Source organism: Kosakonia sp. YIM B13571 (assembly GCF_042788095.1).
Classification (GTDB): domain Bacteria; phylum Pseudomonadota; class Gammaproteobacteria; order Enterobacterales; family Enterobacteriaceae; genus Kosakonia; species Kosakonia quasisacchari.
In genome coordinates this window covers 527,076-550,720 of sequence record NZ_JBHZPL010000001.1, presented here as the reverse complement: position 1 = coordinate 550,720, position 23,645 = coordinate 527,076, and the positions used below count along the sequence as shown (strand labels likewise).

21 protein-coding genes and 7 tRNA genes are annotated in these 23,645 nt (G+C 53.7%); 3 read left to right on the top strand and 25 right to left on the bottom strand.

Going from position 1 to position 23,645, the window contains the following annotated elements:
• Nucleotides 1-96: 96 nt before the first annotated feature.
• Nucleotides 97-714, bottom strand: coding sequence for an adenosylcobalamin/alpha-ribazole phosphatase (locus ACFX4O_RS02650; protein ID WP_131406260.1), 618 nt, complete (start codon nucleotides 712-714; stop codon nucleotides 97-99).
• A 99-nt stretch (nucleotides 715-813) separates the two neighbouring features.
• Here ACFX4O_RS02650 and cobD point away from each other — a divergent pair, with 99 nt between their 5' ends.
• Nucleotides 814-1,908 carry a threonine-phosphate decarboxylase CobD gene (gene cobD / locus ACFX4O_RS02645; RefSeq protein WP_380207059.1) on the top strand — a complete coding sequence of 365 codons (1,095 nt, stop codon included), beginning with the start codon at nucleotides 814-816 and terminating at the stop codon, nucleotides 1,906-1,908.
• Here the strand turns inward: cobD and nadD are convergent.
• From nadD to leuS, 4 genes are read right to left on the bottom strand one after another with little or no spacing between them, the layout of a single operon-like run.
• Nucleotides 1,883-2,524, bottom strand: a complete 642-nt coding sequence (gene nadD / locus ACFX4O_RS02640; protein WP_380207628.1) for a nicotinate-nucleotide adenylyltransferase — start codon at nucleotides 2,522-2,524, stop codon at nucleotides 1,883-1,885. The genes cobD and nadD overlap by 26 nt on opposite strands.
• Before the next feature lies 1 nt (nucleotide 2,525).
• Nucleotides 2,526-3,557 carry a DNA polymerase III subunit delta gene (gene holA, locus ACFX4O_RS02635; protein ID WP_380207057.1) on the bottom strand — a complete coding sequence of 344 codons (1,032 nt, stop codon included), beginning with the start codon at nucleotides 3,555-3,557 and terminating at the stop codon, nucleotides 2,526-2,528.
• Nucleotides 3,557-4,120 carry an LPS assembly lipoprotein LptE gene (gene lptE / locus ACFX4O_RS02630; protein WP_131406264.1) on the bottom strand — a complete coding sequence of 188 codons (564 nt, stop codon included), beginning with the start codon at nucleotides 4,118-4,120 and terminating at the stop codon, nucleotides 3,557-3,559. Before lptE ends, holA begins: the two co-directional genes overlap by 1 nt.
• Nucleotides 4,121-4,134: 14 nt before the next feature.
• Nucleotides 4,135-6,717, bottom strand: a complete 2,583-nt coding sequence (gene leuS / locus ACFX4O_RS02625; protein ID WP_380207055.1) for a leucine--tRNA ligase — start codon at nucleotides 6,715-6,717, stop codon at nucleotides 4,135-4,137.
• 235 nt (nucleotides 6,718-6,952) lie between these two features.
• Here leuS and ACFX4O_RS02620 point away from each other — a divergent pair, with 235 nt between their 5' ends.
• On the top strand, nucleotides 6,953-7,435 hold the full coding sequence (locus tag ACFX4O_RS02620) for a zinc ribbon-containing protein (RefSeq protein ID WP_380207053.1): 483 nt from the start codon (nucleotides 6,953-6,955) through the stop codon (nucleotides 7,433-7,435).
• A gap of 39 nt (nucleotides 7,436-7,474) precedes the next feature.
• On the opposite strand, the gene ACFX4O_RS02615 is transcribed toward ACFX4O_RS02620, so the two are convergent.
• From ACFX4O_RS02615 to miaB, 9 genes are all read right to left on the bottom strand, one after another.
• The gene (locus tag ACFX4O_RS02615) at nucleotides 7,475-8,200 is read right to left on the bottom strand and encodes an amino acid ABC transporter ATP-binding protein (RefSeq protein ID WP_380207051.1); all 726 of its coding nucleotides are present in this window, start codon (nucleotides 8,198-8,200) and stop codon (nucleotides 7,475-7,477) included.
• A complete protein-coding gene (gene gltK / locus ACFX4O_RS02610; RefSeq protein WP_131406268.1) occupies nucleotides 8,200-8,874 on the bottom strand; it encodes a glutamate/aspartate ABC transporter permease GltK in 675 nt (224 codons plus the stop codon). The genes ACFX4O_RS02615 and gltK overlap by 1 nt, the downstream gene beginning before the upstream one ends.
• Nucleotides 8,875-8,876: 2 nt before the next feature.
• Nucleotides 8,877-9,617 carry an amino acid ABC transporter permease gene (locus tag ACFX4O_RS02605; RefSeq protein ID WP_131406269.1) on the bottom strand — a complete coding sequence of 247 codons (741 nt, stop codon included), beginning with the start codon at nucleotides 9,615-9,617 and terminating at the stop codon, nucleotides 8,877-8,879.
• Between the two features lie 158 nt (nucleotides 9,618-9,775).
• Complete coding sequence (locus tag ACFX4O_RS02600) at nucleotides 9,776-10,702, bottom strand: amino acid ABC transporter substrate-binding protein (RefSeq protein ID WP_131406270.1); 927 nt, start codon at nucleotides 10,700-10,702, stop codon at nucleotides 9,776-9,778.
• Between the two features lie 386 nt (nucleotides 10,703-11,088).
• Nucleotides 11,089-12,627, bottom strand: coding sequence for an apolipoprotein N-acyltransferase (gene lnt, locus ACFX4O_RS02595; protein WP_380207048.1), 1,539 nt, complete (start codon nucleotides 12,625-12,627; stop codon nucleotides 11,089-11,091).
• A gap of 5 nt (nucleotides 12,628-12,632) precedes the next feature.
• On the bottom strand, nucleotides 12,633-13,511 hold the full coding sequence (gene corC, locus ACFX4O_RS02590; RefSeq protein ID WP_040016553.1) for a CNNM family magnesium/cobalt transport protein CorC: 879 nt from the start codon (nucleotides 13,509-13,511) through the stop codon (nucleotides 12,633-12,635).
• A 107-nt stretch (nucleotides 13,512-13,618) separates the two neighbouring features.
• Entirely contained in the window at nucleotides 13,619-14,086 is a 468-nt protein-coding gene (ybeY, locus tag ACFX4O_RS02585; protein ID WP_090118909.1) for an rRNA maturation RNase YbeY, read from the bottom strand.
• Nucleotides 14,083-15,129: a PhoH family protein gene (locus ACFX4O_RS02580; protein WP_131406272.1), complete on the bottom strand. Its 1,047-nt coding sequence runs from the start codon at nucleotides 15,127-15,129 to the stop codon at nucleotides 14,083-14,085. Before ACFX4O_RS02580 ends, ybeY begins: the two co-directional genes overlap by 4 nt.
• Nucleotides 15,130-15,271: 142 nt before the next feature.
• Nucleotides 15,272-16,696 (bottom strand): tRNA (N6-isopentenyl adenosine(37)-C2)-methylthiotransferase MiaB, encoded by a 1,425-nt coding sequence (miaB, locus tag ACFX4O_RS02575; protein WP_131406273.1) that lies wholly within the window; start codon nucleotides 16,694-16,696, stop codon nucleotides 15,272-15,274.
• Nucleotides 16,697-16,867: 171 nt separating this feature from the next.
• On the opposite strand from miaB, the gene ubiF reads away from it, so the two are divergent.
• Nucleotides 16,868-18,043 (top strand): 3-demethoxyubiquinol 3-hydroxylase, encoded by a 1,176-nt coding sequence (gene ubiF / locus ACFX4O_RS02570; protein WP_380207044.1) that lies wholly within the window; start codon nucleotides 16,868-16,870, stop codon nucleotides 18,041-18,043.
• Nucleotides 18,044-18,072: 29 nt separating this feature from the next.
• On the opposite strand, the gene ACFX4O_RS02565 is transcribed toward ubiF, so the two are convergent.
• The 11 genes from ACFX4O_RS02565 to ACFX4O_RS02515 form a co-directional block, all read right to left on the bottom strand.
• Nucleotides 18,073-18,660, bottom strand: a complete 588-nt coding sequence (locus tag ACFX4O_RS02565) for a hypothetical protein (protein ID WP_131406275.1) — start codon at nucleotides 18,658-18,660, stop codon at nucleotides 18,073-18,075.
• A gap of 119 nt (nucleotides 18,661-18,779) precedes the next feature.
• Nucleotides 18,780-18,854: transfer RNA gene (locus tag ACFX4O_RS02560), tRNA-Gln, on the bottom strand.
• A 33-nt stretch (nucleotides 18,855-18,887) separates the two neighbouring features.
• A tRNA-Gln gene (locus tag ACFX4O_RS02555) sits at nucleotides 18,888-18,962 on the bottom strand.
• Nucleotides 18,963-19,008: 46 nt separating this feature from the next.
• Nucleotides 19,009-19,085, bottom strand: a tRNA-Met gene (locus ACFX4O_RS02550).
• A 28-nt stretch (nucleotides 19,086-19,113) separates the two neighbouring features.
• Nucleotides 19,114-19,188 (bottom strand) — tRNA-Gln (locus ACFX4O_RS02545).
• A 35-nt stretch (nucleotides 19,189-19,223) separates the two neighbouring features.
• Nucleotides 19,224-19,298 (bottom strand) — tRNA-Gln (locus tag ACFX4O_RS02540).
• A gap of 23 nt (nucleotides 19,299-19,321) precedes the next feature.
• Nucleotides 19,322-19,406: transfer RNA gene (locus ACFX4O_RS02535), tRNA-Leu, on the bottom strand.
• Between the two features lie 8 nt (nucleotides 19,407-19,414).
• Nucleotides 19,415-19,491, bottom strand: a tRNA-Met gene (locus ACFX4O_RS02530).
• Between the two features lie 219 nt (nucleotides 19,492-19,710).
• Complete coding sequence (asnB, locus tag ACFX4O_RS02525) at nucleotides 19,711-21,375, bottom strand: asparagine synthase B (protein ID WP_380207042.1); 1,665 nt, start codon at nucleotides 21,373-21,375, stop codon at nucleotides 19,711-19,713.
• A 256-nt stretch (nucleotides 21,376-21,631) separates the two neighbouring features.
• Nucleotides 21,632-22,384 carry an HAD-IIA family hydrolase gene (locus tag ACFX4O_RS02520; protein WP_131406278.1) on the bottom strand — a complete coding sequence of 251 codons (753 nt, stop codon included), beginning with the start codon at nucleotides 22,382-22,384 and terminating at the stop codon, nucleotides 21,632-21,634.
• A gap of 40 nt (nucleotides 22,385-22,424) precedes the next feature.
• Entirely contained in the window at nucleotides 22,425-23,645 is a 1,221-nt protein-coding gene (locus ACFX4O_RS02515) for an N-acetylglucosamine repressor (RefSeq protein ID WP_131406279.1), read from the bottom strand.

The window sequence follows — 23,645 nt, the reverse complement described above, 5'->3', positions numbered from 1 at the left end:
TTTTTGTAAAACAATCTCTGCGCGCGGAGGATAGCAGCCTGTGAGGGCGTGTCAATGGCCGAATCAGCGGTGTGAATAGGATGCATGAAAAACACGCTATACATCGTCAGCGTGCCAGGCTGCCCGGCTATTTAATACCCGCAACGTGGCGAAATCATCATGGATATCAATAGCGCTCCAGCACCCTTGATCAACACGAAAATGCCACAGCGATGCGGCAGGCATGTTGAGCAAGCGGGCGATCAACAAACTCAACACCCCCTGATGGCTGGCGATCAACACATTCTTGTGCTGACTTTTTATATCGGCAAGCAGCGCAATAACTTGCTCAATTCGTGCAGAAAATGCCTGAAATCCCTCACCATTGGTTGGTACGGCATGCTGCCAGTCGGTACACCAGGCGGCATAACTTTCCGGATCTTCTCGTGTTAAATCGCGGTGATGGCGCATTTCCCAGTCGCCGAAAAACATCTCGTTGAGCAAGTGGGTGGTATGAACGGCAAGCGCGTGCGGTTTCAGCACGCGCGCCGCCGTCTGCTGCGCGCGCTCCAGTTCACTACACAGCACATAATCGAAGGGCACCTTAGCGAGTAAGTCGCACAGAGTTTCCGCCTGCGCCAACCCTTTGGACGTCAGCGGAGTCGGCGAGTGGCCGCTATAAAGCCCGGCGACGTTCGCTTCGGTTTCTCCGTGACGTATCAGCCAGAGTCGCATTGTTGTCTCCCGTCTGGATGTGTGCGCAAAGTTTACCATTGCGTCCTGAATCACGGCCTCTTTTTCGTTTAAGATAACGGTTTTTAACCGGAGCGGAAGATGGCTTTGTTTCACAGTGCGCACGGTGGCAACACGCGTGAGGCGGCAGAACTGTTGGGGATATCGGCGGAACAGTTGCTTGATTTCAGCGCCAACATTAACCCGGCTGGCATGCCGGCATCGCTTAAACATGCGTTGCAAAATAATCTGTCGCTTGCCGAGCGATACCCGGATGTTGAGTATCAGCGTCTGCATAAGGTACTGGCGGCTCATCATCAGGTTCCGGCTTCATGGATCCTCGCCGGAAACGGTGAAACGGAAGCCATCTTTGTGCTGGTCAACATGCTTAAGCCACGTAAAGCGATGCTGATAACGCCTGGGTTTGCCGAATATCGCCGGGCGCTGGCATTGGTGGGGTGCATGATTAGCGACTATCACTTGCACGAAGTTGATGGCTGGCAGCTTACTGATGCGCTGCTGAGCGCGCTTACCGCCGATCTTGACTGCTTATTTCTCTGTACACCGAATAATCCCACCGGTTTGTTGCCGGATGACGCCTTGCTGCATGCGATTGCTGCACGTTGCAAAGCGCTGGGGATCACGTTAATCCTCGACGAAGCCTTTATGGATTTTATTCCCGAACGCGAGGGTTTCATTCCTTATCTGGCGCAGAATCCACACGTTTGGGTGCTGCGTTCACTCACCAAGTTTTACGCCATTCCTGGCTTGCGATTGGGGTATGTGCTGGGCAGCGACGAACAGCAAGTCCGGTATATGCGCGATGCGCAGATGCCGTGGTCCATCAATGCTTTTGCCGCGTTAGCCGGTGAGGTGATTTTGCAGGACAGCGATTATCAGCAGGCAAGCTGGAACTGGCTCAAGAATGAGCGTCCGCGCCTGTTCGCCGCCTTGAACACATTACCGGGATTAACGGTCTGGCCTGGCTGCGCGAACTATCTTTTTATGCGCTGTGACGCGCCAGATATGGAGTTGCAACGTGCATTGCTTTCCCGCCACATTTTAATTCGTAGCTGCGCCAATTACCCAGGGTTGGATGCGCGTTATTACCGCGTGGCGGTGCGACGCGAAGGGGAAAATGACCGGCTTATTGCTGCCATGACGGCGGTGATCAGCGGTATAAACCCTGTTCGTTGATATACGCCATGACAGGCTCGGGGAGCAGATCATCACACTTTTCACCGTGCTCCAGGCGTTCACGGATAAGCGTTGCCGAGATGTTGAACCACGGCGTTTCGGCAAGGTAAATCCGCCCGGCAGGTAAGACATGCAGATCTTCAGCATTCGTGGTGAGATGGGCTTCCAGCCACAGCTGGTGTTCCTCCCGCTCCATGGTCAGCGGGTAACCAGGGCGGCGGCAGACAATCAGATGGCAGTTATCCAGAATTGTCTCGTAGTGATGCCAGGAGGGGAATGTCAGCAGGGAATCCTGACCGATGATAAACGCCAGTGGGCACGTAGCGCCTTGCTCTTCCCGCCACTCCTTTAAGGTTTGCGCCGTGTATGAAGGCGTGTCGCGGCGCAGTTCACGTTCATCAAGGGTGAATAAGGGTTTGTCGGCAATCGCCAGCTCGACCATTTTTTTGCGTTGCTGACTGCTGGCTTCAGGTTGCGCGCGGTGCGGCGGCACGTTATTGGGCATGATAATCACCCTGGAAAGGCTAATCAGGTTCGCCAGCGCTTCCACAGGTTTCAGATGCCCATAATGGATCGGATCAAATGTACCGCCAAACAGTGCCTGCAACTGATTCATATCAACCATCAATAAAAACGTCTGCCAGTGCCTTATGACAGAGTAGCAGAGAAAGCCCTTCAAGCTCGGCCCAGACCGACTGGCCAAAATCCTGCTTCACAATCAGCTCAATGCGGCTCAGCAAATGGACCGCCTGGCGTAGCTGATCAAGGCTCAGGCGATTAAGCGCATCGCCCGTCACGCCCCGGCGGTTTTGCCACACCCGATGCTTATCAAACAGTGCACGCAATGGCGAGTGTGCTGACTGGCGTTTCAACGTCACCAGCAATAGCAATTCGCGTTGCACGGTACGCAGCAGGATCACGGGCTCACACGCTTCCAGTCGCAGCTGGGTAAGAATGTGCAACGCGCGTTTGCTTTTCCCGGCAAGTAGCGCATCAACCCAGTGGAAGGGGGTGAAGTGCGCCGCGTCATTTACCGCATGTTCCACGCGGGGCAGGGTGAGTTTTCCATCTGGCCACAGTAGCGCCAGGCGTTCGAGCGCTTGCGCCAGTGCCAGTAAGTTTCCTTCGTAGCAATAACAAAGTAACTGATTGGCGGCGTCGTCCAGTTCCAGCTTGTTTTGCTTTGCTCTGGCGGCAACCCAGCGCGGCAGGTTGGCTTGTTCCGGCGTCTGGCAGCTTACTTGCACGGCGCGGTTATTTAACTGCGTTATCCATGCCGCGTTTTCCTGCGCTTTGGTCAGTTTGTTCCCGCGGACCGTCAAAATGAGGTCGTCATGCAGCAGGCTAACCAGCTTTGCCAGCTGTTCATTGATAGCAGCGTTTGGGCCATTTTCAGGCAACTGTAGCAGTAACGTCTGACGACTGGCGAACAGACTCAATGCCTGGCAGATGGAGAAAATCGCATCCCAATCCGTGCTGGCATCCAGTGTGAAGGTATGGTGTTCGATAAAGCCCTGTTCAGAGGCGACCTGACGCACTGCGTCCTGGCTCTCTTGCAACAGCAGCGGATCATTACCGAGGAGTAAATACGCCGCGCGCAGCCCTTCATTAAGCTGCGCGCGGAGTTGTTCCGGATACAACCTGAGCATTAGCTACCCGGTTGCGTCGAAGAGGAGCCAGTCGTCGAGGTGGCGGTGCCCTGCGCGCTTTTCGCGTCTGCAGTATGTACACTAGGCAGTTTACGAATCAGCTGTTCGGCTGCTTTGTCGTACATCTCCTGAACGATCATATCTTGCTCTGCGGCTTTCGCCAGCGCCGTTTGCGGGTTATCAAAGAAGGAACGATAAACTTTGGTATTGATCGGGTAAATATCATGACCCGGGATCAGTACGCTGGCGTTTACGGTCAGCACCATTTGATATTCCGCAGTACGACCATCCTGGAAAACAGAAGCGGTGTCACGGGAGAACGTTACGGCCCCAAGACGCAAAGAAGGCACATCCTGACGTGTGGACGTTTTCTCCAACAATTCGACGCCATTCAGGCGCAACTGGCTGCGGATCGCGCGGCTCAGCGGGCCATTCGGATCCCCGGAGTCAAAGAACATCGTTTTCATTTCGGTCGGCACCTGCGTGGTATTACGCAGATGCCAGCCACATCCGGCGGTGATGAGCACCGCCAGTGATACGAACAATGTAGCCAGATATCGCACGTTTCCTCCCGCGCTTAGCCAACGACCAGATTAAGCAGTTTACCCGGCACGTAAATCACTTTACGCACGGTCACGCCATCAAGATATTTTGCTACCAGATGTTCCTGGCCTGCACGTTCACGCACCTGTTCTTCCGTCGCGTCGACGGCAACAGTAATTTTACCACGCACTTTACCGTTGACCTGGACGACGACCAGCGTGGTGTTTTCCACCATCGCTTTCTCATCAGCCTCCGGCCACGGTGCGTTGTCGATATCGCCTTCGCCGCCCAACGCCTGCCACAGCGTGAAGCTTGCGTGTGGGGTGAACGGGTTAAGCATACGCACAACCGCCAGCAGCGCTTCCTGCAGCAGTGCACGATCTTGTACGCTCTCCTGCGGCGCTTTCGCCAGTTTGTTCATCAGCTCCATAATCGCCGCAATAGCGGTGTTAAAGGTCTGACGGCGACCGATGTCATCGGAAACTTTCGCGATGGTTTTATGCACGTCGCGGCGCAGGGCTTGCTGATCTTCACTCAGCGCAGCCAGATCCAGCGCGGCAACAGCACCCTGAGCGGTGTGTTCGTAAACCAGTTTCCAGACGCGTTTCAGGAAGCGGTTCGCCCCTTCCACTCCGGATTCCTGCCACTCCAGCGTCATATCGGCTGGCGATGCAAACATCATGAACAGACGCACGGTGTCCGCGCCGTAACGCTCAACCATTTCCTGCGGGTCGATACCGTTGTTTTTCGACTTGGACATTTTGCTCATGCCGGTATAAACCAGCTCGTGACCTGCCGGATCGGTCGCTTTGACAATGCGGCCTTTCTCGTCACGTTCAACAATGGCTTCTTTTGGCGAAACCCAGTTACGCTCGCCGTTTGCACCCACATAATAGAAGGCGTCGGCCAGTACCATGCCTTGGCACAGCAGCTGTTTTGCTGGCTCATCGGAGTTCACCATGCCCGCGTCGCGCATCAGTTTGTGGAAGAAGCGGAAGTAGAGCAGGTGCATGATGGCGTGTTCGATGCCGCCAATATAAATATCTACCGGCAGCCAGTAATTTGCCGCTTTCGGGTCGAGCATGCCTTCGTTGTGCTGCGGGCACGTGTAACGCGCATAGTACCAGGAAGACTCCATAAAGGTGTCAAAGGTATCGGTTTCACGCAGCGCTGGTTGACCGTTAACGGTGGTTTTCGCCCACTCAGGATCGGCTTTAATTGGGCTGGTGATGCCGTCCATAACCACATCTTCCGGCAGGATAACCGGCAGTTGATCTTCCGGCGTTGGAATAACGGTACCGTCTTCCAGCGTCACCATCGGGATGGGTGCGCCCCAGTAGCGCTGGCGGGAAACACCCCAGTCGCGCAGACGGAAGTTCACTTTGCGCTCGCCCACGCCTTTGGCCGCCAGTTTGTCGGCAATGGCGTTAAAAGCGGCGCTAAAGTCGAGACCGTCAAATTCGCCGGAGTTAAACAGCACACCTTTTTCAGTCATCGCTTGTTCGCTGAGATCCGGCGTGTTGCCGTCTGCGTTAAGGATAACCGCCTTGATCGGCAGATTGTATTTAGTCGCAAATTCGTAGTCGCGCTGATCGTGACCCGGAACGGCCATCACCGCGCCGGTGCCGTACTCCATCAGCACGAAGTTTGCTGCCCACACCGGGATGGCTTCGCCGGTCAGTGGGTGAATGGCTTTCAGGCCGGTATCAACGCCTTTTTTCTCCATCGTCGCCATATCGGCTTCCGCAACTTTGGTGTTACGGCATTCATCGATAAAGGACGCCAACTCTGGTTTGCTCGCGGCAGCCTGCTGCGCCAGAGGATGACCCGCCGCAACGGCAAGGTAAGTTGCACCGATAAAGGTGTCCGGACGAGTGGTGTAGACCGTCAGTTTCTGGTCGCTGTTCTGCACGTCAAAGGTGATCTCCACGCCTTCAGAACGGCCAATCCAGTTGCGCTGCATGGTTTTCACGGTATCCGGCCAGTGATCCAGATTATCCAGATCGTTCAGCAGCTCGTCGGCGTAAGCTGTGATTTTAATAAACCACTGCGGGATTTCTTTGCGTTCCACTTTGGTATCACAGCGCCAGCAACAACCGTCGATAACTTGTTCGTTCGCCAGCACGGTCTGGTCGTTCGGGCACCAGTTCACTGCGGAGGTTTTCTTGTAAACCAGCCCTTTTTTGTACAGTTCGGTGAAGAACTTCTGTTCCCAACGGTAATATTCCGGCGTGCAGGTCGCCAGCTCGCGGCTCCAGTCATAGCCGAAGCCCAGCATCTTAAGCTGGTTTTTCATGTACGCGATGTTGTCGTAAGTCCACGGTGCCGGTGCGGTGTTGTTTTTTACCGCCGCGCCTTCAGCTGGCAGACCAAACGCATCCCAGCCAATCGGCTGCAGTACGTTTTTACCCAGCATGCGCTGGTAACGGGAGATCACATCGCCGATGGTGTAGTTACGGACGTGGCCCATGTGTAGTCGGCCAGAAGGATAGGGGAGCATTGACAAGCAATAGTATTTTTCTTTGCTCTCGTCTTCAGTGACTTCAAATGTGCGCTTCTCTTCCCAGTGGCGCTGTACTTTGGATTCTATCTCTTCCGGGCGGTATTGCTCTTGCATGGCAGCCAGTAGTCCTGTTTTTGCTACAGCTACAAATGTAGCGTTGTTACGTGGTTTTTCGAAAGGCATAGCATAGCCCAAACGCCACTCTCAAAACAGCCTTTCCGCGACGCGGGAACGAAATTGCCCCGGCCTTTGGCCGCTAATTTTTTGTCGACAGTGCGGGCGAGTCGGCACAGCGAGCAAGAAATAACGTCTACCATTAGAGAGAGTTACTGAACCGGGAGGCGAAACGATGAACAAGGTTGCTCATTTTTACCGTGAACTGGTGGCGGCGTTGACCGAGCGTTTACGCAATGGAGAGCGTGATATTGATGCCCTGGTTGAACAAGCGCGCCTGCGCGTGGCGCAAACCGGCGAGTTAACGCGCACGGAAGTTGACGAACTGATGCGCTCAATTCGCCGCGATCTGGAGGAGTTCGCCCTCAGTTACAGCGAAAGCCAGCAGGAAGTCACCGACAGCGTATTCATGCGTGTGATTAAAGAGAGTATCTGGCAGGAACTGGCGGATATCACCGATAAAACGCAGCTTGAGTGGCGTGAAGTGTTCCAGGATCTCAATCACCACGGCGTTTATCACAGCGGCGAGGTGGTAGGGCTTGGGAATCTGGTCTGCGAGAAGTGCCACTTTCATCTGGCGGTCTACACGCCGGATGTGTTGCCGCTATGCCCGAAATGCGGGCATGACCAATTCCAGCGCCGCCCGTTCGAACCGTAATCCCATAAGCGCCTGCCCGGAGCGGGCAGGCGCAGTCTGTTAATGCAGAATTTTTGCGAGGAAGTCTTTAGCGCGTTCGGATTTCGGGTTATCGAAGAAGGCGTCTTTCTCTGAATCTTCGATAATTTTTCCCTCATCCATAAAGATCACCCGGTTCGCCACTTTGCGGGCAAAGCCCATTTCGTGGGTTACCACCATCATGGTCATGCCTTCGTTCGCCAGTTCGACCATCACGTCCAGCACTTCGTTGATCATCTCTGGATCGAGCGCGGAGGTCGGTTCGTCAAACAGCATTGCAACCGGATCCATACAGAGCGCGCGGGCAATCGCTACGCGCTGCTGCTGGCCGCCGGAAAGCTGCGCCGGGAATTTGTTCGCATGAGCAGAGAGACCAACGCGTTCCAGCAGCTTCAGCCCTTTGTCTCGTGCGGCAGCTTTATCGCGCTTCAGTACTTTTACTTGTGCCAGCGTCAGGTTCTCAATGATTGACAGATGGGGGAACAGTTCAAAGTGCTGGAACACCATCCCGACATGCGATCGCAGCTTAGCCAGATTGGTTTTCTTGTCATTCACTTTGGTACCGTTGACGACAATCTCGCCTTTCTGCACCGGTTCCAGACCGTTGACGGTTTTTATCAGCGTCGATTTACCGGAGCCGGACGGCCCGCAAACCACCACTACTTCGCCTTTTTTCACTTCGGTGGAACAATCGGTCAACACCTGAAAGTGACCATACCATTTAGAAACATTTTTCAGGGAAATCATTAGACGGTCCTTTTCTTCAGCCAGCTGACCAACAGCGAAGCACTCAAACTGATAACAAAATATACGGCGCCGGCAAACAGGATCATTTCAACCTGCGTACCATCGCGCTCGCCAATGGTAGATGCCGTGCGGAAGAAATCCGCCAGGCTCAGGACATAGACCAGAGAGGTATCCTGGAATAGCACAATGCCCTGCGTGAGCAGCAGCGGAACCATCGCGCGAAATGCCTGCGGCAGGATGATAAGCTTCATCGACTGCCAGTGCGTCATACCGAGCGCCAGCGCGGCACTGGACTGCCCGCGAGAAATACTTTGAATGCCCGCACGGATAATTTCCGAGTAGTAAGCCGCTTCAAACATTGAGAAGGCCACCATTGCAGAAATCAGGCGGATATCGGTTTTTGGCGACAGACCCAGCACATTTTGCAGAAAACCCGGCACGATCAGATAGAACCACAGCAGCACCATCACCAGCGGGATAGAGCGGAACACATTCACGTAACTTTTGGCAAACCAGCGCAACGGCGCAAATGTCGACAGACGCATCACCGCCAGCAAGGTTCCCCAGACAATGCCAAACACAATCGCAATCGCTGTGATTTTCAGCGTGACTATCAGACCCGCCACCAGATACGGCAACGAAGGGACGATTGAACTCCAGTCAAATTCGTACATGATTATTTGCCTCCCATATTGCCCGGCAGGCGAATTTTACGTTCAACCAGGTTCATCACCAGCATAATGAAAGCGTTAATTAAGACATACGCAACGGTGATTGCCGTAAAGGATTCCCAGGCATGGGCGGAGTAATCCAGCAATTTCCCCGCCTGCGCCGCCATATCGACCAGGCCGATGGTGGACGCGATGGCCGAGTTTTTGACCAGGTTCATCATCTCCGAAGTCATTGGCGGCACAATCACACGGTAAGCATTAGGCAGCAACACATAACGGTAGGTTTGCGGCAGCGTCAGCCCCATCGCCAGGCCCGCGTTTTTTTGCCCGCGCGGTAGCGACTGAATCGCGGCGCGTACCTGCTCACAAACGCGAGCCGCGGTAAACAGCCCCAGGCAGACCATTGAGGAGACGAAGAACTGGATATTCGGATCCAATTCTGACTTGAACCACATGCCGATATTTTCCGGCAACAGTTCTGGCACCACCAGGTACCAGGTGAAAAACTGCACGATCAGCGGCACGTTGCGGAACAGTTCGACATAGAGAGTGCCAATGCCGGACAAGAGACGGTTAGGGACGGTACGCAGGATGCCAAACAGGGAACCGACCAGAAAAGCGATAATCCAGGCCGTCACGGAAAGCGCGATAGTGACCTGAAAACCACTCCATAGCCAGCCAAGATAGGTGGTGTTGCCGAACGGGGCCTGTTCAAGAAATATTCCCCAGTTCCAGTCTATGGACATAAATCTACTCCGGAAAAAAAAGGGTAGCAGCGCTACCCTCGAAGATTGTATGAAGAGCGAGTCTTCGCGCTGAGTGGGGAACGACCACTCAACGTATAGTCTGTCCGTGCTACTTCGACAATCGAGAGGGCAGGTAAACCCGCCCCTAATGGTTTTAATTAGTTCAGAGCTTTGTCATTCGGTTCTTTGAACAGCGCTTTCATATCGTCAGAGAGATCGAAATTGAGGTTCATGTTTTTCGGCGGAATCGGGTTTTTAAACCATTTGTCGAAGGATTTTTCCGCCGCACCTGAGGTCTGGAGCTGGGCGATAGTGTCATCCATCAACTTTTTGAATTCTGGATCGTTTTTACGCAGCATACAGCCGTAGGCTTCTTTTGATTGCGGCGTGCCCACGATCTCCCAGTTATCCTGTTTTTTCGCTTTCGCACGTTCACCGGCCAGCAGCGCGTCATCCATCATAAAGGCCACTGCGCGGCCGCTTTCCAGGGTACGGAACGAGTCGCCATGGTCTTTCGCGCTGATAATGCGCATATCCATTTTCTTCTCGTCGTTCAGCTTGTTCAGCAGAATTTCTGACGTAGTACCGGAAGTCACCACCACGGCTTTGCCTTTCAGGTCGGCGAAGTCTTTAATCGGGCCACCTTTTTTGGTGAGCAGGCGCGTGCCAACCACGAAAATGGTGTCAGAGAACGCCGCTTGCTTCTGGCGTTCAAGGTTATTGGTGGTGGAACCACACTCAAAATCGAAGGTGCCGTTTTGTAGCAGCGGGATACGGTTTTGCGAGGTGATAGGAATAAGTTTCACCGCCAGATCCGGCTTATTCAGTTTTTTCTTCACCGCTTCAACGATAGCGTTGGAGTAGTCCTGGGAGTAACCCACGACCTTTTGTTCATTGTCGTAATAGGAGAACGGTACGGAAGATTCGCGGTGACCGACGACGATAACGCCGTTTTTAGCAATTTTAGCCAGCGTGGCTTGTTGATCGGCCGACGCTGCGTCGGCAGGTTTTGCATCTTCAGCATGCACCAGACCGGCGGACAGTCCCATCACCAGCATCGCGGCGGCCAGTTTACGTAATTGCATATCCAGACTCCTTTATCGTCAGCGCCAGAGACGCGTATTGATACCCATTGTGTGTATTGTGTTTTTGTTGTTCTGCGACATATTCGTGCAGTGTTGTATGTGTTTGTTACATTCAGTCTGGCTTAATGTAAAGATTTTGCTGCGGTATTGTTTATTTTTGCGAGGCGCGCCGCACCGTTTAGAGGCAAAAATCTTCCATTGCACCAGATTGGTGCCGCTACTGTTTCCTGCTGGTGCGACGTAAGTTGCACATAAGCGGATTTCATAGCTGCCTGGTAGATATAAGCAAACGGCATGCCAAAAACGGCTTAATCGTAAATTTTGCACAACGAAGAGAGGATGCCCGGTAAGCAAATTGTCACCGGGCAGAACAGCGAGAAAGAGGATTAACGGCGGCGCTGACGCAGACTCATCACCAGCGCACCAAAGCCCAGCAGTGCGGTGATAATCCACAGCGGCCAGTTGCCCGTGCGGGCATATGGCGTGAGGCCAGAGGTCGGTGTGACCTTCGCGGTCAGCACTTCACGGGTAAATTGTGGGATCATCGCCTGGATTTCACCCTGGGGACCAATCACTGCGGTTATGCCGTTATTGGTGCTACGCAGCAGTGGACGCGCCAATTCCAGCGCACGCATCCGCGCCATCTGGAAGTGCTGCCACGGGCCAATGGATTTACCAAACCAAGCGTCGTTCGAGATGGTCAGCAAGAAATCGGTATCCGGGCGGAAGTTATCACGCACCTGCTCGCCGAGGATTATCTCGTAGCAAATTGCTGCCGTCAGCGTTAGCCCATGCGCCGTCAGCGGGGGCTGTACATAAGCGCCACGACTGAACGAGGACATCGGCAAATCGAAGAACGGCGCCAGCGGACGCAGAATCGACTCCAGCGGCACAAACTCGCCAAATGGCACCAGATGGTTCTTGTTGTAGCGATCGCTTGAGCTGTAGCTGTAAGCGCTGTCTTTGCCCAGCGTAATGATCGTGTTGTAGGTGTCGTAACGGTTTTGCCGATTGAGCCGCGCATCGACAATCCCGGTAATCAGAGTGCTGTTGTTTGCCCGTAGCAGATTATCCATGGCGCTTAAAAAGCGTTGCTGGTTAATTTCCAGATCCGGAATGGCGGACTCCGGCCAGATAATCAGTTGCGATTTACCCATCACCTGTTCGCTGGCGTTGCTGTAGATTTTCAACGTATTGAGCAGTTGGTTTTCGTCCCACTTCATCGATTGTGGGATGTTCCCTTGCACCATAGAAACCTGGGTGGTGCGCTCCGGCAGCAGTTGATACCACTGAATATAACGCAGCGGGAAGGGCAGGGCGAACAGCACGACGGCGACGGCGAGCGGGCGTAAGCGACGCTGAACCAACGCCAGCACCAACAGACCACTGACAATCATCAGTAAGAAATTGATGGCTTCAACGCCAAGCACCGGCGCGAGGCCTTTCAGCGGCCCATCTATCTGGCTGTAACCAAACTGGAGCCACGGGAAACCGGTCAATACCCAGCCGCGCAGGAACTCGGTAATTTGCCAAATGACAGGTGCGGCAACCGCCAGGCGCAACCAACTGGTGTGTGGCCACAAACGCGACAAAATACCGGCGAACAGCCCAGTGTAGAGCGACAAATAGGCCGCCAGCAGCACCACGAGGAAAATATTGACCGGACCTGGCATGCCGCCGAACTGAGCGATACTGACATACACCCAGTGCACACCGCTGCCAAACAGACCAAGCCCCCAGAAATAGCCAATCCAGGCAGCCTGCAATGGGCGGCGATTCAGGGTTAAACCCTGTAGACCAATCAGGGAAATAAGCGCGGCGGGCCAGACGTCATAAGGAGAAAAAGCCAGCGTTCCGCTGGCTCCGAATAATAACGCCAGCAGCAGACGTACACGCTGACGTTCAAACAGTGCGGGAAATACCATTTACATTACTCATCCAGTTTCGGTTGCGGAGAATCATCCGGCATTCTGACATGGACCTGAATAATACGTCGGCTATCGGCCATCGCGACCTTGAATTGGTAACCATCAATGTCAATAGATTCACCGCGCGCAGGCAAGTGACCGAACGCCTGCATCACCAGACCGCCAATAGTGTCCACTTCATCATCACTGAAGTGGGTGCCGAAGGTTTCATTGAAATCTTCAATCGGTGCCAGTGCGCGGACTGTCCATGTATGGCGGCTAAGCTGGCGGAAATCGATATCCTCTTCCTCGTCGTACTCATCTTCGATTTCGCCGACAATAAGCTCAAGAATATCTTCTATAGTGACCAGACCGGAAACGCCACCGAACTCATCAATAACGATAGCCATATGGTAGCGTTGGGAACGGAACTCTTTCAGCATGCGATCAACACGCTTACTTTCCGGTACCACTACTGCCTGGCGTAACACTTTTTCCATGCTGAACGCTTCGGCGTCGCTGCGCATAAAGGGCAGCAAATCCTTAGCCATCAGGATCCCTTCGATGTGATCTTTGTCTTCGCTGATCACCGGAAAACGCGAGTGGGCAGACTCGATAATGACATCGAGACATTCGTCCAGCGTCTGGTTGCGTTTCAGGGTAATCATTTGGGAGCGGGGGATCATGATGTCGCGAACGCGCTGGTCCGCAATATCCATTACCCCTTCCAGCATGTCGCGCGTATCGTTGTCGATAAGCTCGTTTTGCCCGGAGTCTCGGATCAGTTCCAGCAGTTCATCACGGTTTTTCGGTTCGCCGTGAAATAGCTGGCTCAGTAAAAGGGAGAAGAATCCCTTTTTGTTGTTGGTGTTGTCGCTACTGTGTGAGTTATCGTCGCTCATGGCGTCGTGTGGGTTCTCGTGTTGGTTAATCTGTCGCTCGTCGCGCGTAAACTCAGCGCCGGACGGCATTTTTAGCGAGTGGAGCGCAGCCGAAGCCGCACGCCAACTTACTCTTTCTCGGAAATGTACGGATCCTCATAGCCCAGAGCAAGCATTATCTCTGTCTCAATCCCTTCCATCTCTTCGGCTTCATCGTCTGCAATATGGTCGTAACCGAGCAGGTGTAAACTGCCGTGCACCACCATGTGCGCCCAGTGAGCATCCAGCGGTTTGCCTTGCTCCTGTGCTTCCTGTTCCACGACCTGGCGGCAGATAATTAAGTCGCCAAGCAGCGGCATTTCGATGCCAGGCGGCGCTTCAAACGGGAAAGAAAGCACATTGGTCGGCTTGTCTTTCCCGCGGTAGGTCAGGTTCAGTTCGTGGCTTTCCGCATTGTCGACCAGGCGAATGGTGACTTCTGCTTCTTCCTGAAACTGCGGGATAACGGCGTCAAGCCATTTCTGGAATTGCGCTTCTTCCGGCAGGCCGCTGTTATCTTCACACGCCAACTGTAGATCAAGGATCACCTGACTCATTTATGCTCCTGCTCCTGGGCTTCACGTTTGCGCTCGGCGGCCAGTTCTGCTTTACGTTTCTGTTCGGCTTCTTCCCACGCTTCATAGGCGATAACGATGCGAGCTACCACTGGGTGGCGCACCACATCTTCGCTGTGGAAGAAGTTAAAGCTGATTTCGTCAACGTTCGCCAGCACTTCGATGGCGTGACGCAAACCGGATTTGGTATTACGCGGCAGGTCAATCTGCGTGACGTCGCCAGTGATCACCGCTTTGGAGTTAAAACCAATACGCGTCAGGAACATTTTCATCTGTTCGATGGTGGTGTTCTGGCTCTCATCAAGAATGATAAAAGCATCGTTTAGCGTACGACCGCGCATATAGGCTAACGGCGCGACTTCAATGACATTGCGCTCAATCAGTTTTTCGACGCGTTCAAAGCCAATCATCTCAAACAGCGCGTCATACAGCGGGCGCAGATAAGGATCGACTTTTTGGCTGAGATCGCCGGGCAGGAAGCCGAGTTTTTCACCCGCTTCTACCGCCGGGCGCGTCAGCAGAATGCGGCGCACTTCCTGGCGCTCCAGCGCATCCACCGCAGCGGCAACCGCGAGGTAGGTTTTACCGGTTCCCGCTGGACCAACACCGAAAGTGATGTCGTGGTCGAGAATATTGGCGACGTACTGCGCCTGGTTTGGCGTGCGCGGTTTAATCACCCCACGCTTGGTTTTGATATGGATAGCTTTGCCGTATTCCGGCACGCTCTCGGCGCTCTGCTCCAGCACGCGCGCTTCTTTGATAGCCAGATGGATCTGTTCCGGTTCAATATCCTGAATCTGGCCGCGCATCGGCGCGGTATCGACATACAGGGTGCGCAGAATATCGGCCGCAGCATTAACGCAAATTTCGCGTCCGGTGAGTTTGAAGTGATTATCGCGGCGGTTGATTTCGATGCCCAGTCGCCGCTCCAGTTGTTTGATGTTGTCGTCAAACGGGCCGCACAGACTTAGCAGACGTGCGTTGTCCGCTGGCTCAAGGGTAATTTCACGCGTATCTATATTCAAACTGTTCCTCTTTTCGATGTGTCGAGGGCTATGCCCATTAGGGAATTATTCACGGCATATAAAGAAGTCGCAAGCATCGCGCAAGATGTTGGGGTCAGCGAAGGGAAAAGCAAGGCCTGCCAGAAATGGCAGGCCGGTGGTATTACGGTTGGTACAGACCGACACCGAGGTCGTTCTCTTTACGCGTACGGGCGATAACAGATTGCGGGGATTCCACCACACGCAGACCCATTTCTTCTTCGGTACGTACCAGCACGCCGCGCAGGGAGTTCGGGTAGACGTCGACGATTTCCACATCGACAAATTTACCGATCATCTCCGGTTTGCCTTCGAAGTTAACCACGCGGTTGTTTTCGGTGCGACCCGATAGTTCCATGATGCTTTTACGCGATGTGCCTTCCACCAGGATGCGCTGGGTAGTGCCGAGCATACGACGGCTCCAGGCCATCGCCTGCTGGTTAATGCGCTCTTGCAGAATATACAGCCGCTGTTTTTTCTCCTCTTCCGGCACATCGTCTACCATATCGGCAGCGGGCGTACCCGGTCGTGCGGAGAAGATAAAGCTGTAGCTCATGTCGAAGTTAACATCGGCAATCAGCTTCATGGTTTTTTCGAAGTCTTCGGTGGTTTCACCCGGGAAGCCGACGATAAAGTCGGAGCTAATCTGAATATCCGGGCGCGCTTCGCGCAGCTTACGGATGATCGCTTTATATTCCAGCGCGGTGTGCGTACGACTCATCAGATTCAGTATGCGATCGGACCCACTTTGTACCGGCAGATGCAGGAAACTCACCAGCTCAGGTGTGTCGCGATAGACCTCAATGATGTCATCAGTGAATTCGATCGGGTGGCTGGTGGTGAAGCGGATACGGTCAATGCCATCAATGGCCGCCACCAGGCGCAAAAGCTCGGCAAAGGTGCCGGTGCTGCCGTCAAAGTTTTCACCGCGCCAGGCGTTAACGTTCTGGCCGAGCAGGTTCACTTCACGGACGCCTTGCGCTGCCAGTTGAGCGATTTCAAACAGGATGTCGTCGGCAGGACGGCTGACTTCTTCACCACGGGTATAAGGCACCACGCAGTAAGTACAGTATTTGTTACAGCCTTCCATGATCGATACAAACGCAGTTGGGCCATCGGCGCGTGGTTCCGGCAAACGGTCAAATTTTTCAATTTCCGGGAAGCTGATATCGACCACCGGGCTACGGGTGCCGCGCACGGAATTGATCATTTCTGGCAAGCGGTGCAGCGTTTGCGGCCCAAAAATAATGTCGACATAGTGCGCACGCTGGCGAATATGGTCACCTTCCTGAGACGCCACGCAGCCGCCAACACCGATAATCAGATCCGGGTTTTTCTCTTTTAGCAGCTTCCAGCGCCCCAATTGATGGAAGACTTTTTCCTGGGCCTTTTCACGGATTGAGCAGGTATTAAGCAGCAGCACATCCGCTTCTTCCGCCACCTCGGTCAGTTGATAGCCGTGAGTGGCATCCAGCAGATCGGCCATCTTTGATGAATCGTATTCGTTCATCTGACAGCCCCAGGTTTTAATGTGGAGTTTTTTTGTCATCGACTTGCTCTTGCTTAAGTTCGTATACGCTGAGTATGACGGGTATCAGCCAGGATTGCAGGCCGCGTATTGTAATGCTTTGGTCGCGTGCTGACCAGTATGACGGTTGTCAGCCTCAAGGGGTAAAAAATCCGGTAAACTTAACGGATTCTCGTTGAAGGACAAGTAGCCATGACAAATCAATCCAATGAAGTTGCCATCGTCGGTGGCGGAATGGTCGGCGGAGCGCTGGCGCTGGGGCTGGCGCAACATGGTTTTGCCGTGACCGTGATTGAAAAACAGGAACCTGCGGTGTTTGATGCCGCGGCGCAGCCGGATGTGCGGATCTCAGCGATCAGTGCCGCATCGGTGGCGTTGCTGCGCGGGCTGGGCGTCTGGGAGAGCATTCAGGCCATGCGCTGCCATCCTTACCGACAACTGGAAACCTGGGAGTGGGAAAATGCGCATGTGGTGTTCAATGCTCGTGAGCTTAAATTGCCGCTACTCGGTTATATGGTTGAAAACGCAGTGCTCCAGCGCGCGCTGTGGGAGGCTTTGCAGGCGCACCCGCAGGTAACGCTGCTCACGGCTAAAGAATTAACCGCGCTGCATGCAGACAACGAATGTCAGCAATTAACGTTTGCGGATGGTGACACGTTAACGGCGAAGCTGGTGGTAGGGGCCGATGGCGCGAATTCCTGGGTACGACAAGCGGCGGGGATTGGTATTCACGCCTGGCAGTATCAACAATCCTGCATGTTGATCACCATTCAATGCGAACACGAAACAGGTGACAGCACCTGGCAACATTTCACGCCTGATGGCCCGCATGCTTTTTTACCGCTGTTTGATAACTGGGCCTCGCTGGTGTGGTATGACACCCCGGCGCGTATCCGCCAGTTGCAGACATTAACAATGGCACAACTGGAGCAGGAGATTGCCCGGCATTTCCCGGCGCGGCTTGGTGAGGTTAAACCGGTTGCAGCGGCTGCTTTTCCGCTGACTCGCCGCCATGCACTGCAGTATGTCAGGCCGGGGCTTGCGCTGGTGGGTGATGCGGCGCATACCATTCATCCCTTGGCCGGGCAGGGCGTAAATCTGGGGTATCGCGATGTGGACGCGTTGCTGGATGTATTGACCAGCGCGCGTACGCACGCAGAAGCCTGGTCTAGTCACGCGGTATTGAAACGTTATCAGACGCGGCGTATGGCGGATAACTTTATTATGCAAAGTGGTATGGATCTGTTTTACGCTGGGTTTAGTAACTCTCTCGGCCCGGTGCGCTTGCTGCGCAATATCGGTCTGATGGCGGCGGAACGCGCTGGCGTGTTGAAACGGCAGGCGCTGAAGTACGCATTAGGATTGTAAAAGGTCTGCGGGCGCAGCGCCCGCAGTACTCACATAATTGCCAATAACTTATCCAGTGCCGTGTGCGCACCTTTTTTGTCGATAAAAAAGGCCTGATACCCATCAATCCCTTCAAGCTGTTGCAGCGCCCATTCGCCATTGTGCATTTTGCGCAGCAACAGCACTGTGCGGTAAAGCGGCACCAGCAGAATAATCAGCGCCACGAAGGCTGCCGCCCCATAGCTCGTGGAGAGCGGGTTTGCGCTGGCCTGTTGCACCAGTAGCGCGACAGACGCAACTTGCAGCACAAGCCTGGCGAGCAGTGTCCGCATACAGAATTGCTGAAGGCGCTGTGGCGTAGAGAAGCAGGGGTTTTTCAGCGATGAGCGTGTTTCCTGCACCGGAATGCCCTGCACATACACCGTCCAGTGAGTTGTCTCCTTCAGCAGCAGGGCCTGGCCGCTTTCGCTCAGCGTATGCAGACGCATGGATATGACAACCGGAAAGATCAACCCCATACAGAGGCCATAAAAGATCGGCGCGGAGAGGCCCATAAAAGCAAGACCGAAACCGGTGACCACAAAGAGTACATACAGCGGGGCATAAATTAACAGGGCAGTGTTTTGATAGTTCATCATGCTGACTCAGAGGAGAGAGGCGGGTAAATTACCATACGTTTTATGCCGTGATTAACTACCAACATCCGGGAATGTGTAGAAAACAAAAAAGCCCGCCGAAGCGAGCTTTTTTGTTTTGTTGGCTGGGGTACGAGGATTCGAACCTCGGAATGGTGGAATCAGAATCCACTGCCTTACCGCTTGGCGATACCCCAAAAGTGCGTTCGCGAAAGCAAACGTCTTTGAGTTGGCTGGGGTACGAGGATTCGAACCTCGGGATGGTGGAATCAGAATCCACTGCCTTACCGCTTGGCGATACCCCAACAAATCTTTTTCAGGTTTAACGTTTGAAACATTAGACCTTCAATATGGTGGCTACGACGGGAATCGAACCTGTGACCCCAGCATTATGAGTGCTGTGCTCTAACCAGCTGAGCTACGTAGCCAAGTTTTACTGCTTTCCCAGTCATCGACTGGCTGGGGTACCTGGATTCGAACCAGGGAATGCCGGTATCAAAAACCGGTGCCTTACCGCTTGGCGATACCCCAACGACTAGTGCGTTTTGCAGGAGTCGAAGAAGAGATGGCTGGGGTACCTGGATTCGAACCAGGGAATGCCGGTATCAAAAACCGGTGCCTTACCGCTTGGCGATACCCCATCCGTGCAACACCTACTTGGGAATGGTGCGGGAGGCGAGACTTGAACTCGCACACCTTGCGGCGCCAGAACCTAAATCTGGTGCGTCTACCAATTTCGCCACTCCCGCAAAAAAGATGGTGGCTACGACGGGAATCGAACCTGTGACCCCAGCATTATGAGTGCTGTGCTCTAACCAGCTGAGCTACGTAGCCATCTTTTTTCGCGTTACCTTATCGGCGTTGCGGGGCGCATTATGCGTATTGGGCTTTACAGCGTCAATACCTTTTTCATCGAAAATTGCCGGAATGTGACTGTTTGGTTAGGTTGCGAACAGCATGGCGCTTTATTGGGCGAAAAACGATTTTATTCATTAAATCAGCGCACAAAAAGCAACAGGCCCCGCAGGGGCCTGTAAGAATAACCATTATTTATTAATAAGCTGACTGGTGAATACCTACCGCGCGACCTGACGGATCATTCATGGTTTTGAAGGCTTCGTCCCATTCAAACGCTTTTGCGGAAGAACAGGCAACGGACGGACCGCCAGGGACGCATTCCGCGGCACACGGCAGCGGGAACAGCTCTTCAAAAATTTCGCGGTACAGATACGCTTCTTTCGATGCTGGCGTGTTGTATGGGAAACGGTAGCTGGCCGTTGCCAGTTGTTGATCCGTAACCTGCTGCGCAGCGACTTCTTTCAGCGTATCGATCCAACTGTAACCTACGCCGTCGGAGAACTGCTCTTTTTGACGCCATGCCACACTTGCTGGCAGGTAGGATTCAAAACATTCGCGCAGAATGTGTTTTTCCATTTTGCCGTTGCTGCCGCACATTTTGTCTTCCGGGTTGATGCGCATGGCCACGTCGAGGAATTTTTTATCCAGGAACGGTACGCGCGCTTCCACGCCCCAGGCGGACATCGCTTTGTTTGCACGCGCGCAGTCGAACATATGCAGCGCTTGCAGTTTACGCACGGTTTCTTCGTGTAACTCTTTGGCATCCGGCGCTTTATGGAAATAGAGATAGCCGCCAAACACCTCATCGGAACCTTCGCCGGAGAGCACCATTTTGATGCCCATCGCTTTGATCTTACGCGACATCAGGTACATAGGCGTGGAGGCGCGAATCGTCGTTACGTCATAGGTTTCAATGTGGTAAATCACATCGCGAATCGCATCCAGCCCTTCCTGCACGGTGAAATGAATTTCATGGTGCACGGTGCCAAGATGGTTGGCGACTTCCTGCGCCGCTTTCAGATCCGGCGCGCCTTTCAGACCAACAGCAAAGGAGTGAAGTTGCGGCCACCAGGCTTCTGATTTCTCTTGATCTTCAACGCGACGGGCAGCGAATTTTTTGGTGATAGCGGAAATGACCGAAGAATCCAGACCGCCCGAAAGCAGCACGCCGTACGGTACATCGGACATCAGGTGGCTTTTCACCGCGTCTTCCAGCGCCTGGCGCAGTTGCGCTTTGTCGGTCACGTTGTCTTTTACTGCATCGTATTCAAACCAGTCGCGCTGGTAATAAGAGCGGATTTCGCCGTCTTTGCTCCACAGGTAGCTGCCAGCCGGGAACTCTTTGATAGTGCGGCAAACCGGCACCAGTGCTTTCATTTCTGACGCAACGTACAAGTTGCCGTGTTCGTCGTGACCCATATACAGCGGAATGATGCCGATATGGTCGCGGCCAATCAGGTAAGCGTCTTTTTCACTGTCATACAGGGCGAAAGCGAACATGCCTTGCAGTTCATCGAGGAATTCCGGTCCTTTTTCCTGGTACAGCGCAAGGATCACTTCGCAGTCGGAGCCGGTCTGGAATGCGTAACGGTCGCCATATTCTGCGCGCAACGCCTGGTGGTTATAAATTTCACCGTTTACCGCCAGTGCATGGGTTTTCTTCTCGTTGTACAGCGGCTGTGCCCCAGCGTTAACGTCAACAATAGAGAGACGTTCGTGCGCCAGAATGGCTTTATCACTTGCATAAACACCGGACCAGTCCGGGCCGCGATGGCGCATCAGGCGAGATAATTCCAGCGCTTTTTTACGTAATTCGACCGCGTCGGTTTTAATATCCAGTACGCCAAAAATTGAACACATAGACTTCTCCGTTAATCTTGAATGCAAAGCTGTAATGTTGTGTGCTTGCAGTCAAAATGCCGCAAAAAAGGGGCAGGGCGCAAGGCTTTTACCGCGCTGAAAGTAAAAAGTGCAATGGCGATTGTCGAATGCTGAAAAAAGAGTATGTATAAGACGCTGTTATTGATGAATCATCAAAATAATGCGCTTTTTATTGATGGTGGCTGTTTTTGGGAGGGCTAAAAATAAAGAACCACGCCCGAAGACGTGGTAGCAGTTAGATAACGTCGATTTCCGCGACCGACGGGTATATCCACGACGGGCGAAACGGCATGCTGTCGATATCGTCGATGCGCGATACACCAGAGAGCACCAGAATGGTTTCAAGCCCGGCCTGAAAGCCCGCCAGAATGTCGGTCCGCAGGTTATCGCCCACAATCACCGTCTGTTCTGAGTGCGCCTGCATTGTATTCAGCGCCGCACGGATAATCCACGGGCTGGGTTTGCCCACATAGAAAGGTTTACGACCGGAAATTTTTTCGATGCCGGCGCACAGCGCGCCGCAGGCTGGATAATACCCTCGCCCGTGGGTGTCCGGATTGGTGGCGATAAAGCGCGCGCCGTTCGCTACGAAGAATGCCGCTTTATGCATCATTTCCCAGTTATAGGAGCGAGTCTCGCCAACGATGACAAAATCCGGGTTGATGTCGGTAATGGTAAAACCGGCTTTGTACAGTTCGTGGATCAACGCGCCTTCGCCTACCACATAGGCTTTTTTCCCTTCCTGGCGCTTAAGAAAATCGGCGGTCGCCATCGCCGAGGTATAAAAGACGCTGGCAGGCACATCAATACCGGCAGAGACAAAGCGGTTCGCCAGATCCTGGCCAGTTTGCGAAGGGTAGTTGGTCAACAATACCAGCGGCATGCCTTTTTCAAGGATACGGGTGATGAACTCTGCAGCACCCGGTATGGCAACGTTGTCGTGCATCAGCACGCCGTCAATATCACAGATTACATTCTGAATGGTCATGGACTGTCCGGATAAAAAATAAGTGTTAACGATAAAGCTGTCAGTTTTCCAGCAAACGTTGCAGCAGCAGACCATTGAGCATAGCGCGTTTCACCAGCGCAAACGCGCCGATCGCCGAGCGGTGATCCAGCGTGGAGGGCACTACCGGCAAGTTTTTGCGAAACGCTTTTAACGCCTGGGTGTTAATGCATGCCTTAATGGCAGGGAGCAGCACTTTTTCCGCTTCAACAATCTCCCCGGCGATCACCACTTTCTGTGGGTTAAACAGGTTAATCGCAATGGCAATGGTTTTACCTAGGTGGCGGCCAACATGTTCAATCACTTCACACGCCAGCGCATCGCCTTTATTGGCGGCTTTACAGATGGTTTTGATCGAACAATCTTCCAGCGTCAGGCGGCTCTGGTAACCCTGTTCCAACAGGTGGCGAACTCGGTGCTCTATCGCTGCATTGGCAGCGATAGTTTCCAGGCAGCCGAAGTTGCCGCAGTGGCAGCGTTCACCCAGCGGCTCGACTTGCACGTGCCCAATTTCGCCGACGTTGCCGTTACGGCCGATGAAAATACGTCCATTGGAGATAATCCCGGCGCCCGTACCACGGTGCACACGCACCAGAATGGAGTCTTCACAATCCTGACTTGCCCCAAAATAGTGCTCGGCCAGCGCCAGGCTGCGAATGTCATGCCCGACAAAACAGGTCAATTTGAAGCGTTCTTCCAGGGCTTCCACCAGCGCCCAGTTTTCAACCTGAATATGCGGCATATAGCGAATCACACCGCTTTCCGGATCTACCAGACCTGGCAGAATAACGGAAATCGCGATCAGTTCGCGGATCTTGCGTTGGCTGGTTTCAATAAAGTGGCTGATGGTATTGAGCAGCGCATGTTCCAGCGTTTCCTGGGTGCGTTCGGGGAGCGGGAAATGTTCTTCCGCCAGCACCTTGCTGCTCAAATCGTACAACGTGAGCGTGGTGTCATAACGCCCGAGACGAACGCCGATCGCCTGAAAGTTGCGGGTTTCGGTGACAATAGAGATAGCGCGGCGGCCCCCGGTGGAGGCCTGCTGATCGACTTCTTTAATCAGTCCGCGTTCGATGAGCTGGCGCGTGATTTTTGTCACGCTGGCGGGAGCGAGCTGGCTTTGTTCGGCAATCTGTATGCGCGAAATGGGGCCATGTTGGTCAATCAGGCGGTAAACCGCCGCGCTGTTAAGCTGCTTTACGAGGTCAACGTTACCGATTTGAGCTTGTCCGCCTGATGTCAT

Coding starts and splice junctions, on each gene's coding strand:
- ACFX4O_RS02565 (WP_131406275.1), bottom strand. CDS start 18,660: ATGATGAACTATCAAAACACTGCCCTGTTAATTTATGCCCCGCTGTAT.
- miaB (WP_131406273.1), bottom strand. CDS start 16,696: ATGACAAAAAAACTCCACATTAAAACCTGGGGCTGTCAGATGAACGAA.
- asnB (WP_380207042.1), bottom strand. CDS start 21,375: ATGTGTTCAATTTTTGGCGTACTGGATATTAAAACCGACGCGGTCGAA.
- lnt (WP_380207048.1), bottom strand. CDS start 12,627: ATGGTATTTCCCGCACTGTTTGAACGTCAGCGTGTACGTCTGCTGCTG.
- corC (WP_040016553.1), bottom strand. CDS start 13,511: ATGAGCGACGATAACTCACACAGTAGCGACAACACCAACAACAAAAAG.
- cobD (WP_380207059.1), top strand. CDS start 814: ATGGCTTTGTTTCACAGTGCGCACGGTGGCAACACGCGTGAGGCGGCA.
- gltK (WP_131406268.1), bottom strand. CDS start 8,874: ATGTACGAATTTGACTGGAGTTCAATCGTCCCTTCGTTGCCGTATCTG.
- ACFX4O_RS02620 (WP_380207053.1), top strand. CDS start 6,953: ATGAACAAGGTTGCTCATTTTTACCGTGAACTGGTGGCGGCGTTGACC.
- ACFX4O_RS02600 (WP_131406270.1), bottom strand. CDS start 10,702: ATGCAATTACGTAAACTGGCCGCCGCGATGCTGGTGATGGGACTGTCC.
- leuS (WP_380207055.1), bottom strand. CDS start 6,717: ATGCAAGAGCAATACCGCCCGGAAGAGATAGAATCCAAAGTACAGCGC.
- ACFX4O_RS02605 (WP_131406269.1), bottom strand. CDS start 9,617: ATGTCCATAGACTGGAACTGGGGAATATTTCTTGAACAGGCCCCGTTC.
- ACFX4O_RS02520 (WP_131406278.1), bottom strand. CDS start 22,384: ATGACCATTCAGAATGTAATCTGTGATATTGACGGCGTGCTGATGCAC.
- ACFX4O_RS02515 (WP_131406279.1), bottom strand. CDS start 23,645: ATGACATCAGGCGGACAAGCTCAAATCGGTAACGTTGACCTCGTAAAG.
- nadD (WP_380207628.1), bottom strand. CDS start 2,524: ATGAATCAGTTGCAGGCACTGTTTGGCGGTACATTTGATCCGATCCAT.
- ubiF (WP_380207044.1), top strand. CDS start 16,868: ATGACAAATCAATCCAATGAAGTTGCCATCGTCGGTGGCGGAATGGTC.
- ACFX4O_RS02615 (WP_380207051.1), bottom strand. CDS start 8,200: ATGATTTCCCTGAAAAATGTTTCTAAATGGTATGGTCACTTTCAGGTG.
- holA (WP_380207057.1), bottom strand. CDS start 3,557: ATGCTCAGGTTGTATCCGGAACAACTCCGCGCGCAGCTTAATGAAGGG.
- ybeY (WP_090118909.1), bottom strand. CDS start 14,086: ATGAGTCAGGTGATCCTTGATCTACAGTTGGCGTGTGAAGATAACAGC.
- ACFX4O_RS02650 (WP_131406260.1), bottom strand. CDS start 714: ATGCGACTCTGGCTGATACGTCACGGAGAAACCGAAGCGAACGTCGCC.